Genomic DNA, 18350 nt, shown 5'->3' with positions numbered 1-18350 from the left:
TCCGGCGGCTAGCTTAGAACGTAAAATGATGCCGGAATGCGAGCTCCATATTTTCTTTCACGCCCGCCATATCGTATTTAAGGTCATTCAAGCTCACCCATAGCTGGTCAAGCGTCGCGGACGGAACGGCTGCGGCCAGCTCCAGCAGGCTCATATAATCCTTGAGCCATTCCGCGGCGGTCGACTCCAAATAAAGAGCCGTCCGGTAGGCTAACGACAGCATATACGAACCCTCTTGTTCGACCGCCTCCAGCATAAGGTCGAACTTGGCATGGGCGCCCGTCACCTCATAGCTGTCATTAATGGAGACATCGTGGAACCGGCGCTCGAGCTTTCGCTGCCCGTGCAGCACGAACATGACATCGAACAGCGGGTGGCGGCTCATATCCTGCCGTGCTTCCAGCCGGGATACCAGCTCCTCGAACGGATACTCCTGGTGCTCATACGCGCCCAGCGCCTGCTCCCGTACTTCCTGCAAGTAAGCCGCGAACGGCTTCTCGCCTGCCGGCTTGCCGCGCATCGCCAGCATGTTGATGAATACTCCTGCCATCGCTTCCGTATCCGCATGCGTCCGGCCTGCCACCGGCGTCCCTACGACCACGTCCGCTTGGCCCGACAGCTTCGACAGCAACACCTGAAGCGCGGCCAGCAGCACCATGTAAACCGTCGAGCCGCTCTCCGCCGCCAGCTGCTTCACCGCCGCCAGCGTCTGCTCGTCGACCTCCGCATGGACACGCCCGCCTTCTCCGCTCGGCTTCGCCGGCCTCGGCTTGTCCGCTGGCAAGTCCAGCACCGGCACGCCTTCCGCGAACTGCTCCAGCCAGTACGCCTCCGACCGGGCCAACTCCCCGCTCTGCAGCCGCGCTTGCTGCCATACCGCGTAATCCTTGTACTGCACTCGCGGCGCTTCCCCGGATACCCCCGCGTACAGCTGGCCCAGCTCCCGCGCCAATAGATCGAGCGTCACCCCGTCCGACACGATGTGATGCATGTCGAACACCAGGATATGGCGTTCCTCGCTTAACCGGATCAGACCCGCGCGCAGCAGCGGCGCTTCCTCCAGGCGGAACGGCTTCACGAAGCTCGTCGCCATTGCCCTCGCTTCGCTCTCGTCTGCTGCCGCAAGCTCCAGGAACTCCGGCTTCGCTTCCTCATGGATGCGCTGCGCCGGTTCTCCGTCCTGCCAGATAAAGGACGTACGCAGCACCTCATGCCGCTGCACCAACACTTCGAAGGCACCCTCGAGCCGCTTCGCGTCCAGCCTGCCGGATAGCTCCAGCACGCCCGGCGTATTGTAGCTGGTGCCTTCTTCCTCCAGCTTGTTCAGAATGTACAGCCGTTTCTGCGCCGAGGACAGCGGATAGACGTCCCGTACCGCTGCCGTCGGGATCGGAGACTCCCGGCGCTTCGCTCCGCGGCGGATCGCCTCGGCCATTCCCCGCACCGTCGGATGCTCGAACACCTCCCGCAGCGTCACTTCCGCTTCCATCTGCTGCCGCAGGCGGTTGGCCAGCGCCGTCGCTTTCAGCGAGTGCCCGCCAAGGGCGAAGAAATCGTCCGTCGCGCCGACGCGCTCATGGCCCAGCACCTCCGCGAACATCCCGGCCAACCGGCTCTCCAACTCGTCCGCAGGCTCCGCCGCCGCTTCGGCGCTTCCCAGCCGCTTGCCCTGCTCTCGCAGCGCCCGCCGGTCCGCCTTGCCGTTGGCCGTCAGCGGAATCGTCTCCACTTGCACGAACCGCTCCGGCGTCATGTATCCCGGCAAGCTTGCCTGCACATGCTCCCGCAGCTCTTGCACCGTCGTCTCGCAGAGCAGCACGATATATGCGGTCAATTCGCCATCTTCGCCCAGCACGATCGCGCCGCTTACCGCTTCATGCTCATGCAGCCGGTGCTCGATCTCCCCCGGCTCGATCCGATAGCCGCGTATTTTGATCTGATCGTCTGCGCGTCCCGCGTAGGCGATCGTTCCGTCCGGCAGCCAGCGCGCCAGATCGCCGCTGCGGTACATGCGCCCTTCCCGCAAGGGGCTCGCCACGAACCGCTCGGCCGTCAGCTCCGGCCGGTTCAGATAGCCACGTGCCAATCCGTCGCCGGCGATGTACAGCTCGCCCGTTACCCCTTCCGCAACCGGCTTCCGGCTGCTATCCAGGATGTAGATCTGCGTGTTGGCCGCCGGCACGCCGATCGGCACGGCCGCGCCCAAGTCCCGGCTCGGGTCATACCGATGCGTCATGCAGCCTACCGTCGCTTCCGTCGGACCGTATTCGTTGTAAATGTCGACGTTCCCGCCCAGATACGCCCATGCGCTGCGGGCTGCCTCCGTCTCCAGCTGCTCCCCGCCTACGATTAGCGCTCTCAGCCGTTCCGGAGCTTTCCGCGCCTGCGGGACCAGTTTCAAGTGCGCGGGCGTCAGCTTCAGCACATCCACCTCGTCGCTCTCCAGCACCTGCAGCAGCACGTGGCTCCGGTCTGCCCCTCCATACACCACGACCTCTCCCCCGCCGATCAACGGCGTGAAGATCGACGTAACCGTCAGATCGAACGTGAATGGCGTATACAACGGATAGGCGCCTTGCCCGTACGTCTTCTCCGACCAGCAGATATAATTCGTCAGCCCCTGGTGCGTCACCATCGTTCCCTTCGGCTTCCCGGTCGTGCCCGACGTATACAGGATGTACGCCAGCCTGTCGGCTGCTTCCACAACATCCTGCTCGACGCGGCATGCGACACTCCCGGCCTTCCGGGCCAACAACTCCTCCAGCGTATACGCTGCAGTGCCTGCATACTGGCCCCCGCTGCGGTCGGTCAACAGCAGCATCGCGCCGCTATCCTCTACCATGTAGGCGGTCCGCTCTGCCGGATGCTCCGGATCAAGCGGCACATAAGTTCCACCGGCTCTCATCGTGCCGAGAATCGCCACTACCGCCTCCGGCTCATGCCCGAACAGCAGTCCGACAATGCTTCCCGGACCGACGCCGTGCCGCCTGAGCGCCTGCGCCACCTGCGCCGTTCGCTGATCCAGCTCCCGGTACGTCAGTCCCGCGACCGCGCCAGCCTTGGTCAGCGCTGGACGATCCGGCGTGCGAAGGGCCTGCTCGCGGAACAACTCGTCCACCGTCTTGCTCTTCGGATAAGGCTGCTCCGTTTGGTTGAATGCCGCTAGCGTCCGCTCTTCCTCCGCCAGCAGCACCTGAAGGTCCGATATCCGGCTTGCCGGCTGCGCTCCCGCTTGCTGCAGCAGCTCATTCAGCCGCTGCAGCCACTTCCGCGCGGTCTCTTCCCGGAACAAGTCGGTGCTGTATTCCAGCATGAGCCGCAGCCGCCCGTCTTCCTCCGACGCCCCCAGCATGACATCCAGCTTCGCCCTCCGGTGTTCCATCTGGTAATCGCTGATGCGGATGCCGCCCATCTCCAGCTTGGCCCCGTCCATGTTCTGCATGACGAACATGACGTCGAACAGCGGATGGCGGCTCATGTCCCGCTTTGCCTCCAACCGGGCTACCAGCTCCTCGAACGGATACTCCTGGTGCTCATACGCGCCCAGCGCCTGCTCCCTCACTTCCTGCAAGTAAGCCGCAAACGACTTCTCGCCTGCCGGCTTGCCGCGCATCGCCAGCATGTTGATGAACACTCCCGCCATCGCTTCCGTATCTGCATGCGTCCGGCCTGCCACCGGCGTCCCTACGACCACGTCCGCTTGGCCCGACAGCTTCGACAGCAACACCTGAAGCGCGGCCAGCAGCACCATGTACACCGTCGAGCCGCTCTCCGCCGCCAGCTGCTTCACCGCCGCCAGCGTCTGCTCGTCGACCTCCGCATGGACACGCCCGCCTTCTCCGCTCGGCTTCGCCGGCCGCGGCTTGTCCCCCGGCAAGTCCAGCACCGGCACGCCTTCCGCGAACCGCTCCAGCCAATATGCCTCCGACCGGGCCAGCTCCCCGCTCTTCAGCCTCTCCTGCTGCCATACCGCGTAATCCTTGTACTGCACTCGCGGCGCTTCCCCGGATACCCCCGCGTACAGCTGGCCCAACTCCCGCGCCAATAGATCGAGCGTCACCCCGTCCGACACGATGTGATGCATGTCGAACACCAGAATATGGCGCTCCTCGCTCAATCGGATCAGACCCGCGCGCAGCAGCGGCGCTTCCTCCAGGCGGAACGGCTTCACGAAGCTCGCCGCCACCGCCCTCGCTTCACTCTCGTCTGCTGCCGCAAATTCCAGGAATTCCGGCTTCGCTTCCTCATGGATGCGCTGCGCCGGTTCTCCGTCCTGCCAGATAAAGGACGTACGCAGCACCTCATGCCGCTGCACCAGCGCTTCGAAGGCGCCCGCGAGCCGCTGCGCGTCCAGCCTGCCGGATAGCTCCAGCACGCCCGGCGTATTGTAGCTGGTGCCTTCTTCCTCCAGCTTGTTCAGAATGTACAGCCGTTTCTGCGCCGAGGACAGCGGATAGACGTCCCGTACCGCTGCCGTTGGGATCGGGGACTCCCGGCGCTTCGCTCCGCGGCGGATCGCCTCGGCCATTCTGCGTACCGTCGGATGCTCGAACACCTCCCGCAGCGTCACTTCCGCTTCCATCTGCTGCCGCAGGCGGTTGGCCAGCACCGTCGCTTTCAGCGAGTGCCCGCCAAGGGCGAAGAAATCGTCCGTCGCGCCTACGCGCTCATGGCCCAGCACCTCCGCGAACATCCCTGCTAGCCGGCTCTCCAACTCGTCCGCAGGCTCCGCCGCCGCTTCGGCGCTTCCCAGCCGCTTGCCCTGCTCTCGCAGCGCCCGCCTATCCGCCTTCCCGTTGGCCGTCAGCGGAATCGTCTCCACTTCCACGAACCGCTCCGGCGTCATGTATCCCGGCAAGCTTGCCTGAACATGCTCCCGCAGTTCTTGCACCGTCGTCTCGCGACTCAGCACGATATACGCGGTCAGTTCGCCCTCTTCGCCCAGCACGATCGCCCCGCTCACCGCTTCATGCTCATGCAGCCGATGCTCGATCTCTCCCGGCTCGATCCGATAGCCCCGAATTTTGATCTGATCGTCCGCGCGACCCGCGTAGACGATCGTTCCATCCGGCAGCCAGCGCGCCAGATCGCCGCTGCGGTACATGCGCCCTTCCCGCAAGGGGCTCGCCACGAACCGCTCGGCCGTCAGCTCCGGCCGGTTCAGATAGCCACGTGCCAATCCGTCGCCGGCGATGTACAGCTCGCCCGTTACCCCTTCCGCAACCGGCTTCCGGCTGCTATCCAGGATGTAGATCTGCGTGTTGGCCGCCGGCACGCCGATCGGCACGGCCGCGCCCAAGTCCCGGCTCGGGTCATACCGATGCGTCATGCAGCCTACCGTCGCTTCCGTCGGACCGTATTCGTTGTAAATGTCGACGTTCCCACCCAGATACGCCCATGCGCTGCGGGCTGCCTCCGTCTCCAGCTGCTCCCCGCCTACGATTAGCGCTCTCAGCCGTTCCGGAGCTTTCCGCGCCTGCGGGACCAGTTTCAAGTGCGCGGGCGTCAGCTTCAGCACATCCACCTCGTCGCTCTCCAGCACCTGCAGCAGCACGTGGCTCCGGTCTGCGCCTCCATACACCACGACCTCTCCCCCGCCGATCAACGGCGTGAAGATCGACGTGACCGTCAGATCGAATGTAAGTGGCGTATACAACGGATAGGCGCCTTGCCCGTACGTCTTCTCTGACCAGCAGATATAATTCGTCAACCCCTGGTGCGTCACCATCGTTCCCTTCGGTTTCCCGGTCGTGCCCGACGTATACAGGATGTACGCCAGCCTGTCGGCTGCCTCACCAATCTCCTGCCCGATGAGGCTAAGGCCGCTTTCGGCAGCTTCTTCCCCGTTGGCGTCCACAGTCTCCCGGGTCAACAGCTCCTCCAACGTATGCGCAGCAGTGCCTGCATACTGGCCACCTTTGCAGTCGGTCAGCAGCAGCATCGCGCCGCTGTCCTCCACCATGTAGGCGATCCGCTCTGCCGGATGTTCCGGATCAAGCGGCACATAAGTTCCACCGGCTCTCATCGTGCCGAGCATCGCCACTACCGCCTCCGGCTCATGCCCGAACAGCAGTCCGACAATGCTTCCCGGACCGACGCCGTGCCGCCTGAGCGCCAACGCCACCTGCTCCGTTCGCTGATCCAGCTCCCGGTACGTCATCCCCGCGCCAGCCTTGGTCAGCGCTAGACGATCCGGCGTACGAAGGGCCTGCTCGCGGAACAACTCGTCCACCGTCTTGCTCTTCGGATAAAGTTGCTCCGTTTGGTTGAATGCCGCAAGCGTCCGCTCTTCCTCCGCCAGCAGCACTTGCAGATCCGATATCCGGCTTGCCGGCTGCGCTCCCGCTTGCTGCAGCAGCTCATTCAGCCGCCGCAGCCACTTCCGCGCGGTCTCTTCCCGGAACAAATCGGTGCTGTATTCCAGCATGAGCCGCAGCCGCCCGGCGTCCTCCGACGCCTCCAGCATGACATCCAGCTTCGCCCTCCGGTATTCCATCGGGTAATCGCTGATACGGAGGCCGCCCATCTCCAGCTTGGCCCCGTCCATGTTCTGCATGACGAACATCACATCGAACAGTGGATGGCGGCTCATGTCCCGCCTTGCCTCTAGCCGGGCCACTAGCTCCTCGAACGGATACTCCTGGTGCTCATACGCGCCCAGCGCCTGCTCCCGTACTTCCTGCAAGTAAGCCGCGAACGGCTTCTCGCCCACTGGCTTGCCGCGCATCGCCAGCATGTTGATGAATACGCCCGCCATCGCTTCCGTATCCGCATGCGTCCGGCCTGCCACCGGCGTCCCTACGACCACGTCCGCTTGGCCCGACAGCTTCGACAGCAACACCTGAAGCGCGGCCAGCAGCACCATGTAAACCGTCGAGCCGCTCTCCGCCGCCAGCCGCTTCACCGCCGCCAGCGTCTGCTCGTCGACCTCCGCATGGACACGCCCGCCTTCTCCGCTTGGCTTCGCCGGCCTCGGCTTGTCCGCTGGCAAGTCCAGCACCGGCACGCCTTCCGCGAACCGCTCCAGCCAATATGCCTCCGACCGGGCCAGCTCCCCGCTCTTCAGCCGCGCTTGCTGCCATACCGCGTAATCCTTGTACTGCACGCGCGGCGCTTCCCCGGATACCCCCGCGTACAGCTGGCCCAACTCCCGCGCCAATAGATCGAGCGTCACCCCGTCCGACACGATGTGATGCATGTCGAACACCAGGATATGGCGTTCCTCGCTCAACCGGATCAGACCCGCGCGCAGCAGCGGCGCTTCCTCCAGGCGGAACGGCTTCACGAAGCTCGCCGCCATTGTCCTCGCTTCGCTCTCGCATGCTGCCGCAAGCTCCAGGAACTCCGGCTTCGCTTCCTCATGGACTCGCTGCACCGGTTCTCCATCCTGCCAGATAAAGGACGTACGCAGCACCTCATGCCGCCGCACCAGCGCTTCGAAGGCGCCCGCGAGCCGCTGCGCGTCCAGCCTGCCGGACAGCTCCAGCACGCCCGGCGTATTGTAGCTGGTGCCCGCTTCCTCCAGCTTGTTCAGAATGTACAGCCGTTTCTGCGCCGAGGACAGCGGATAGACGTCCCGTACCGCTGCCGTCGGGATCGGAGACTCCCGGCGTTTCGCGCCGCGGCGAATCGCCTCGGCCATTCTGCGTACCGTCGGATGCTCGAACACCTCCCGCAGCGTCACTTCCGCTTCCATCTGCTGCCGCAGGCGGTTAGCCAGCACCGTCGCTTTCAGCGAGTGCCCGCCAAGGGCGAAGAAATCGTCCGTCGCGCCGACGCGCTCATGGCCCAGCACCTCCGCGAACATCCCGGCCAGCCGGCTTTCCAACTCGTCCGCAGGCTCCGCCGCCGCTTCGGCGCTTCCCAGCCGCTGGCCCTGCTCCCGCAGCGCCCGCCGGTCCGCCTTCCCGTTGGCCGTCAGCGGAATCGTCTCCACTTGCACGAACCGCTCCGGCGTCATGTATGCCGGCAAGCTTGCCTGCACATGCTCCCGCAGCTCTTGCACCGTCGTCTCGCGACTCAGCACGATATACGCGGTCAGTTCGCCCTCTTCGCCCAGCACGATCGCGCCGCTTACCGCTTCATGCTCATGCAGCCGATGCTCGATTTCCCCCGGCTCGATCCGATAGCCCCGTATTTTGATCTGATCGTCTGCGCGTCCTGCGTAGGCGATCGTTCCGTCTGGCAGCCAGCGCGCCAGATCGCCGCTGCGGTACATGCGTCCTTCCCGCAAGGGGTTCGCCACGAACCGCTCGGCCGTCAGCTCCGGCCGGTTCAGATAGCCACGCGCCAATCCGTCGCCGGCGATGTACAGCTCGCCCGTTACGCCTTCCGCAACCGGCTTCCGGCTGCTATCCAGGATGTAGATTTGCGTATTGGCAATCGGTCTGCCGATGGGAACGCGCTCCGATCCGCCCGCCAAGTCCGCCGTATCGTAGGCCGTTACATCAATCGTCGCCTCCGTTGGTCCATAAAGATTATGAAGCTCCACGCCAAGGGTGTCCCGCAGCAGCCGATTGAACTTCTCGACATGCGCAACTTTCAGCTCTTCCCCGCTGGCGAATATCTGCTTCAGTGAAGCCGCATATGCAGTCCCCGAAACTTCCGACTCATCCAAGAAGGCATGAAGCATGGACGGGACAAAATGAATGTGGCTCACGCCATATCGCGCGATTGCCTGCGCAACTGCGGACGGGTCCTTCTCGTTGCCCGAATCAAGCACCGCGCAGGAGGCCCCCGCCATCATCCACCACAGAAGTTCCCATACCGAAACATCGAAGGTAAACGGCGTTTTGAACAAAATGACATCCGATTCGCTTAGGCGGTACTCGTTCTGCATCCAATACAATCGGTTCACCAGCGAACGATGCTCAATCATCACGCCCTTAGGCTGTCCTGTCGTCCCGGACGTGTAGATGACATAGGCCAGGTTAGACGGGGAAGCCTTGCCCGGCCGATCATTCTCCGCATGCCCCAGGGATTCTTCCAGCGCAAGGGGCTCTGCGCCGCTCGTTATGGACTCGACGCCCAGCTCCTCGATATTCAAGCCTGCTGCTTCGCCACAGCCGTTTCGCGTCAGCACGACTAATGCGCTGCTGTCCGCCATGATGTACGCCTTGCGCTCCAAGGGCAGCCCCGGATCGATGGGCAGATAAGCGCCGCCCGCCTTCATAATCCCCAGGATGCCGACAATCATAGCTGGCGAACGATGCATCATGACAGCGACGATCTTCTCCGGGCCTACTCCTTTCGCTCGCAGTACCTTCGCTACCCGTTCAGCCGCAGCGTCGAGCTCTCCATAGGTCAGCTGCATGCCTTCTCCCCTGATGGCCATGCGGCCTGGGGACTGTTTCGTTTGTTCCTCGAACAAATCAACGATCGTCCGCTCCTGCGGATACGCTGCTTCCGTAACCAAATGGGCCTGCTCAATCGCCTTGCGCTCCGCATCGGTCAGAATGGGAATATCCGTTACTTGACCGTTCGGATGCTGGATCACGAAGCCCGCGGCCTGCTGCCAATGGCCTTCGATCCGACGGATAAATTGTTCTTCGTATACGCCGGCATCGTATCTCATCCGAATCTCGATCTCAGTGCCCGGCGATACGACGATTTCCAGCGCATAGCCGGTCTGCTCGACGACTTCCACATGCCCGACCCGCTCGCCCAGATGTCCCTCGCTTGCACCGGCCTTGCCTGCAAGCTCACGGTCCACCGGATAATTCTCGAACACGAACAGATGGTTCAGCAGCTCGCGTTTCAATTCGCTCTGCGCCTGCACCTCATACAGCGGGAAGTAGTGATAAGCCGTCGATTCTCCCGCTTCCTTCTGCATCTGTCCGATCAGCTGTCCGAACGTTTGCCCTGCCTCCGTCCTTACCCGGACGGGAATCGTGTTGATAAACAAGCCGACCATCCGCTCGATCCCGTCTACCTCCGGGGGGCGTCCCGACACGACTGCACCGAACACCGCGTCGGCTGTACCGCTGTACCTCAGCAGCAACACCGACCAGAGCGCCTGGAGAACCGTATTCGCGGTCACCTGATGACGCTGCGCCAACTGGTTCAGCCCCTGGGTCATCTTCTCGTCCAGCTTGAAAACATGCTCGCACCGCCGCGAAGGCCCCTGCACGCTTCTCCGGGGGATACCGGCGGCTTGACTATAACCTTCCAGATGGGATCGCCAGTAGGAAAGCGCCTCCTCCTTGTCCTGACGCTGCAGCCAGCTTACATATCCGCTGTACGGAGGCACCGAGCCCAGTCTTGCATCCCGGCCGTGCAGCAGCGCTTCGTACAGGTCCAGCCATTCCTTCGACAACAGGCCGACGCACCAGCCGTCCATCAGAATATGATGATGGCTCCACAGTACCGCATGGCGATCTTCCGCCAAGCGGAACACCGTCACCCGGATCAGCATATCCGACCTCAGATCAAAGCCGGCCGCACGCTCGCGCGTCCTGTAATCCTCCATATGCCGAAGCTGCTCGGCTTGATCTAGGCCGCTCAGATCCACCACGGCAAAATCCGCCTGCCGCTCCTTTAATACGATTTGCAGATTTCGCTTGTCCCGGTCGTACTTGAATACGCTCCTCAGCGCCTCATGCCGGTCAACCAGGCGTTGGAAGCTTTGCTGCAGGATGGATACGGATATCCATCCTGTCAGCTCGAACGACATTTGAATGTAATACGCCTCCGAATGCGGGTCGTAGAGATGCTGGAACAGCATCCCTTCCTGCATCGGCGTCAATGGATAAATGTTGGCGATTTGCGCTTTATTCGACATATGTGCTCCTTCGACTACCAAGTCTACAAACAAGCGTAGCGTTCAGTTACCTCTTCGTCTGGCCCGTTAACGTTAGGATGCCGCCAAGCTCTTCGGCCAGATCATCCAGCTCCTCAATCGTCAGATCGTCGTACAATAGATCACCCGGAGTCAGTTCCGTCTCGCCGCGCTCCGCGCAGTGGTCAACGATGCGCTCCAGCTGCTGCCGGAAGCTTGTCAACAGGCGACGGATTTCCTCTTCCTCATAATCGGCTTGGCTGTAGGCGCATGCCATGGTCAGGCATCCGTCTTGCACCTTGCCGCTGACATCAAGCACGTAATCTCGCTTCATATCCGGACTGAACTCCGGTCCCGCCGCTTCGCCCGACAGCTCGAACCAGCCTTGTCCCTGCTGCAAATCCTCATCGTACTGTCCCATATAGTTGAAGCTAATCTCCGGTTCCAGCTGCCATGCTTCATTCGAACCAGACGCATCCTCCCGCATATACCGAAGCAAGCCGTAGCCGATCCCTTTGTTCGGCACCTTGCGCAGTCCGTCCTTGACCACCTTGATCTGGTACCCGACATCCTCCGGCTTCCGCATGTCCAACACGACCGGATACATCGCCGTGAACCAGCCCACCGTCCGGGTGATGTTCATCCCCTTCGCCAGACTCTCGCGGCCATGGCCCTCCAGATTGACCGCCACTTCCTCCTGCCCGCTCCATTCCCGGATCGCAAGGCCCAGTCCCGTCAGCAGCAGGTCGTTGATCTCCGTGTTGTATGCGCCGTGGCTCTGCTGCAGCAGCCGTTTCGTATACGTCTCGTCCAAGTCGACCGACAGCGTCCGGCTCTCCTTCAGTTTGCTCTCGAGGCTCGTCCTTCGCGGCAGCGCCGCCACTTTCTTCCGGTCCACTTCCCGCCAGTAAAGCAGCTCTCTGGCCGCTTCCTTGCTCTGCGCGTAGGCGTGCAGCTCCTTCGCCCAGGTCCGGAATGAATGACTCTTGGCTTGCAGCTCAATGCACTTCCCGGCCGCCGCCTGCTCGTACGCGGATGTCCAATCTTCGAAGAGGATCCGCCACGACACGCCATCCACCGCCAAATGGTGGACAACCAGCAGCAGATGATCCCCTTCATCCGTGCGGAACCAGCCCAGCTGGAACAACGGACCGTTCGCCAAATCCAGGCCGGCTTGGATGCGTCCGGCTTCCGCTTCGATCCGGGCCGATACGTTCTCCTGCCCTCTTAGATCCAGCGCCGTCAGGCGGTAAGGTTCGGACTCCATTCCGCGGTTGTAGGCGGTTGCCGTGCCGTCCGCTTCCCGCTTGAACACCATCCGCAGCACGTCGTGATGCTCCGTGAGCTTCCTCGCTGCGCTGTGCAGCGCTGCCTCCGCAAGCGCCTTGCGGCTGTACAACATAATCGACTGGTTCCGATGGTGCTCCTGCTCGTACCGCTTATCGAAGAACTGCCGTTGAATCGGCGTCAGTACCGCTTCTCCGGTGACGAGCTCATTTTCCCCTTCGGCTTGCCCCTTCTTCGCCCGCAGGCTCAGCTCCGCAATGGTCGGATAAGTGAACAGATCCTTGAGCTCCAACGTGTATCCCTGCTTGTTTAATCGTGAGGAGAACTGCAGCGCTTTGATCGAGTCTCCGCCCAGAGCGAAGAAATTGTCATGAATACCGACTTGATCATGGCCAAGCAGCTTGGACCAAATGTCAGCCATCTCCTGCTCGATAGCATTCTGCGGAGAGGCATACGCCGTCCCGCTGTCCACGTTGCCGAGCGGCTCGGGCAATGCCGAACGGTCAAGCTTGCCGTTCACGGTCATCGGCATGCGCTCCAGCACCGTATAACGGGCAGGCAGCATATATTCCGGCAAATAGCGAAGCAGATGCGCCCGCAGCTGTGCCACGTTGACCGAACCTGTCGTCCGCATATAGGCGCACAGTTCCTTCTCCCCGTCGGCAGCGGTACGCAAGATTACGGCCGCTTCCTTAACCGACTCATGCTCCAGCAGCCGGCTCTCGATCTCCCCAAGCTCGATCCGGTAGCCGCGGATCTTGACCTGCTCGTCCAATCGGCCCCCGTATTCCAGCTCGCCGTCTGGCAACCATCGTGCGCGGTCGCCGGTCCGGTAGAGCCGCTCTCCCGACACATGCGGGTTAGGCACGAACCGCTCTGCCGTCAGCTCCGGACGATTCAGATAGCCGCGCGCTACGCCCGCCCCGCCGATATAGAGCTCACCTGGTACGCCTACCGGCAGCAGCTGGCGGTCAGCTCCGAGCACATAGGCGGCCAAGGATGGAAGCGGAACGCCGATCGGCGAATCGCTTCGCGTCGTGTCTAACGGCGTCATCGGTCTAAATGTCGCATGCACCGTGATTTCGGTAATGCCATACATATTGACAAGCAGCGTCGCCTCGCCGTATTTGGCATACCAATCCTTCAACATCGAAGGGATGAGCGCTTCGCCGCCAAAAATAATATAGCGCAAGCCCAATCCGCAATCGCGGTGAGCGGTCTCTTCCTTTAACAGAGACTGAAATGCCGTCGGCGTCTGATTGAGCACCGTTACCTGCTCGCTAACGAGCAGCTCTCGGAATGCGGCCGGCGTCCGGACGGTCTCGTGCGGAACAATCACCAGCTTGCCGCCGAACAGCAGCGCGCCGTACATCTCCCATACGGAGAAGTCGAATCCGAAGGAATGGAACATCGTCCATACGTCATGCTCATTGAACTCGAACCACCGCTCCATGTCGGACTGACCAAAGAAGAGGCTTACGACATTGCGGTGCTCGATCATCACGCCTTTCGGCTGGCCGGTTGTCCCGGATGTATAGATCACGTAGGCCAGGCTGGACGGGACGGCCTTGCCCGCTCCGGCATGCTCCGCAGATTCAGCGCCTATCGCCTGACGATCGAACTCGGCCCCGTTAAGAATAGGTTCCACGCCCAGCTCCTCGACATGCACGCCGGCTATTTCGCCAGCTCCGCTTCGCGTCAGTACCGCTTGCGCGCCGCTGTCAGCCAGCATATAGGCCTTCCTTTCGACAGGCAGCTGCGGGTCGATTGGCAAATAAGCGCCTCCGGCCTTCATAATCCCCAAGATGCCGACGATCATGGCCGGCGATCGATCCATCATAATCGCGACGATCTTCTCCGGGCCAATGCCCTTCATTCGCAGTGCCTGCGCTACCTGCTCGGCTTGGGCATTCAGCTCCCGATAGGTCAGCTGCTCTCCCGCTCCCGTAACCGCGATACGGTCCGGCACCCGTTCCGACTGTTCGATGAAGAGGTCGATGAGAGTCTTGTCCTGCGGATACGATGCAGCCGGTCGCGGGCTATCCCCCAGGATAAGCTCGCGTTCCTGTTCGGTCAGCAGAGGAATGTCGGCCACCAGGGCATTCGGGCCGCTCGCAACGAAGCTCGCCGCCTGCTGCCAGTGACTCCCGATATTCCGAATCAGCTTCTCATCATACACGCCGGCATCGTACTTCAACCGGATCTCGATCTCCGTGCCCGGGGAGATCACGATTTCAAACTCGTAATTGGTCTGCTCGAACACCTCGACGCTGCCGATCCGTTCTCCGATATGCGCCTCGCTTGCTTCGCTTACGCCCGTAAGCTCCCGGTCCACCGGATAATTCTCGAATACGAACAGATGATTCAGCAGCTCACGCTTCAACTCGCTCTGCGCCTGTACTTCATACAGCGGGAAGTGGTGGTACGCCGTCGATTCTCCCGCTTCCTTCTGCAGCTGTCCGATCAGCTGTCCGAACGTCTGCCCTGCCTCCGTCCTTACCCGTACAGGAACCGTGTTGATGAACAGGCCGATCATCCGTTCAATGCCATCCACCTCCGGAGGACGTCCCGACACGACCGTGCCGAACACCACGTCGCCGGCACCGCTGTATCGCTGCAGCATGACCGACCAGAGCGCCTGGAGAACGGTGTTCACCGTCACCTGATGACGCTGCGCCAGCTGGTTCAGCCCCTGCGTCATCTGTTCATCTAGCTTGAATAGATGAACGGCTCTTTGCGAAGGCCCGGGCACGCTTTTGCGAGGCAGACTTGCAGCGCGAGTGTAGCCCTGCAGATAAGTCCGCCAATAATCCAGCGCGGTCTGCTTATCCTGCTGCTGCAGCCAGCGGATATACCCGCCGTATGGCGGCACCGGAATTAACTCCGGCTCCTTGCCGCGTAGCAGCGCTTCGTACATCTCCAGCCATTCTTTGGCCAATACCGCGATGCACCAGCCGTCCATCAGAATGTGGTGATGGCTCCACAGTATTGCATGGCGCTCTTCCGCCAAACGGAATACGGTAGCCCGAATGAGCCGATCCGAACTTAGATCGAAGCCTGCGGCGCGTTCATCCTTTTTGTAAGCTTCAAGCCGTCGACGCTGCTCCGCCTCATCCAGTTCAACCAGCTCAATCACCTTAAAATCAGCCTGGCATTGTTTCAGAACAATCTGCAGATTGCGCTTGTCCCTGCCATAATTAAATACCGACCGTAGAGCCTCATGCCGGTCAATCAGGCGTTGGAAGCTCCGGCCAAGGAGGTCCGCATGCAGCGATCCCCTGATTTCAAAGAACATCTGCGTGAAATAAGCTTCGGACTGCTGATCGAACAGATGCTGGAACAGCATGCCCTCCTGCATCGGCGTCAATGGGCCGACATCGGCGATATTCTTCGGTCCCAGCTCCTCCAGCTCTTCGATCGTCAACTCGTTATACAGCAAGTCGCCCGGGGTCAATTCGCTCTCCTCGCGCGCCACGCAGTGGTCGACGATGCGTTCCAGCTGCTTGCAATAAGCGGCCAGCAAAGAGGAGATTTCATCCTCCGCATAAGCTTCTTCGCTATAATTGCACGTCATCGTCAGCCGACCGCCCTGTACGACGCCGTTAAAATCAAGTACATGATCGCGTTCCATGTCCAGACTGTATTGCGGCCCCATCGCTTCGCCCGACAGCTCGATCCAGCCTTGTCCCTGCTGCAAATCCTCATCGTACTGTCCCATATAGTTGAAGCTAATCTCCGGTTCCAGCTGCCATGTTTCATTCGAACCAGACGCATCCTCACGCATATACCGAAGCAAGCCGTAGCCGATCCCTTTGTTCGGCACCTTGCGCAGTCCGTCCTTGACCACCTTGATCTGGTACCCGACATCCTCCGGTTTCCGCATATCCAGCACGACCGGATACATCGCCGTGAACCAGCCCACCGTCCGGGTGATATTCATCCCCTTCACCAGACTCTCGCGGCCATGGCCCTCCAGATTGACCGCCACTTCCTCCTGCCCGCTCCATTCCCGGATCGCAAGGCCCAGTCCCGTCAGCAGCAGGTCGTTGATCTCCGTGTTGTACGCGCCGTGGCTCTGCTGCAGCAGCCGTTTCGTGTACGTCTCGTCCAAGTCGACCGACAATGTCCGGCTCTCCTTCAGTTTGCTCGCGAGGCTCGTCCTTCGCGGCAGCGCCGCTACTTTCTTCCGGTCCACTTCCCGCCAGTAAGGCAGCTCTCTCGCCGCTTCCTTGCTCTGCGCGTAGGCGTGCAGCTCCTTCGCCCAGGTCCGGAACGAATGGCTCTTGGCTTGCAGCTCGATGCTCTTCCCGGCCGCCGCCTGCTCGTAAGCGGATGTCCAATCTTCGAAGAGGATCCGCCACGACACGCCGTCCACCGCCAAATGGTGGACAACCAGCAACAGATGATCCCCTGCGTCCGTGCGGAACCAGCCTAGCTGGAACAACGGACCGTTCGCCAAATCCAGGCCGGCTTGGATGCGTCCGGCTTCCGCTTCGATCCGGTCCGATACGTTCTCCTGCCCTCTCAGATCCAGCGCCGTCAGGCGATAAGGTTCGGACTCCATTCCACGGTTGTAGGCGGTTGCCGTGCCGTCCGCTTCCCGCTTGAACACCATCCGCAGCACGTCGTGATGCTCCGCGAGCTTCCTCGCTGCGCTGTGCAGCGCTGCCTCCGCAAGCGCCTTGCGGCTGTACAACATAATCGACTGGTTCCGATGGTGCTCCTGCTCGTACCGCTTATCGAAGAACAGCCGTTGAATCGGCGTCAGCACCGCTTCTCCGGTGACGAGCTCATTTTCCCCTTGGGCTTGCCCCTTCTTCACCCGCAGGCCCAGCTCCGCAATGGTCGGATAGTTAAAAATATGCTCCAGCTCAAGCGTAATTTTTAATTTATGCAACTTGGCCGCCATTTGCAGCGCTTTGATGGAGTCGCCGCCCAACGCGAAGAAATTGTCGTGAATGCCGACTTGCTCGCGGCCGAGCAGCTTGGTCCAAATCTCCGACAGCTCCTGCTCGATCTCCGTTCGCGGCGCAGCGTACGCCGTACCGCTCTCCACGTTCATTTGCGGCTCTGGCAGCGCGTTGCGGTCCAATTTGCCATTCACCGTCATCGGCAGCTTCTCCACCGACGTATAGTGCGACGGCAACATATACTCCGGCAGCTTCTCGGACAAATGCGACCGCAGCTCCACTACGTTCACCGAACCCGCCGTCCGCACATAGGCGCACAGTTCTTTCTCGCCTTCCGCATTGCTGCGGACCGTAACCGCTGCTTCCAGCACAGCTGGATGTTCCAGCAACCGGCTCTCGATCTCCCCAAGCTCGATCCGATAGCCACGCACCTTCACCTGCTCGTCCAGACGTCCCCCGTACTCCAGCTCGCCGGTTGGCAGCCATCTTCCGCGGTCACCCGTCCGGTACAGCCGCTCTCCAGGCGTATACGGGTCCGATACGAATCGATCCGCTGTCAGCTCTTCGCGGTTTCGGTATCCGCGTGCGAGACCTGGTCCGCCGATATATACCTCTCCGGGAACGCCCGGCAGCGACAATCGGCCGCCTTTGTCCAGGATCCGAATCCGGTTGACGAACGGACGCCCGACCGGCGATTCCTCCCGGCCTTCCAAGTCTGCCGCGTCCACCTGCCAGCAGGTCGAATCCACGCAGCATTCCGTCGGGCCGTAGACGTTGAACACCTTCGCCCCTTCTTTGCACTGTCTCATCAACGCCTGCGCCGTCGACGCCGTCAGCACATCGCCTCCGATCAGGAAGCGCCGCACCTCCAGCCGTTCCCCTGCCTCTGACAGCATCCGCGCATGAAGCGGTGTCCCGTCCGATACCCGTATGCCGTATCGCCGGTAATACTCCGCCAGCTTCGCCCCGTCGCGCCGTGCTTCCTCCGGCACCAGATGCAGCTCATGCCCCAGCAGCAGCGCCCCGAATATCTGCTGTACCGAAGCGTCGAATACATACGGCGCCACCAGCGCCACTGGCTGCGGCGTCTCGAACTCCCGGTACACGCGCTCCCACAGCCCCTGCACCAGTCGCACGACGCTGCGATGCTCGACCATAACTCCTTTCGGCTCTCCGGTCGTTCCCGAGGTGTAGATGATATACGCCAACCGATCCGATTCTCCGCGTCTTACTGACGGTGTCTCTCCTTCGGTAAGCGCCCAGGTGTCTGGCTGCGACAAATCGAGCACCGGCACGCCCAAGGACGCTCCATCCTTCGTCTGGCCGCAACTGACCAGCACCTTCGCCCCGCTGTCCTGCAGCATGTACTGCTTCCT

The 18350-nt window shown here is 61.7% G+C and carries 2 protein-coding genes; both read right to left on the bottom strand.

The window, feature by feature from the left end:
* Positions 1-13: 13 nt before the first annotated feature.
* Complete coding sequence (locus FHS18_RS25005; RefSeq protein ID WP_183603124.1) at positions 14-10780, bottom strand: non-ribosomal peptide synthetase; 10767 nt, start codon at positions 10778-10780, stop codon at positions 14-16.
* A gap of 46 nt (positions 10781-10826) precedes the next feature.
* On the bottom strand, positions 10827-18338 hold the full coding sequence (locus FHS18_RS25000; protein ID WP_246427898.1) for a non-ribosomal peptide synthetase: 7512 nt from the start codon (positions 18336-18338) through the stop codon (positions 10827-10829).
* Positions 18339-18350 lie beyond the last annotated feature (12 nt).

The sequence above is a fragment of the Paenibacillus phyllosphaerae genome, from assembly GCF_014192105.1.
Lineage (GTDB): Bacteria > Bacillota > Bacilli > Paenibacillales > Paenibacillaceae > Paenibacillus_Z > Paenibacillus_Z phyllosphaerae.
The sequence above is the reverse complement of the archived record's forward strand: the minus strand, read 5'-3'. Positions and strand labels throughout refer to the sequence as shown.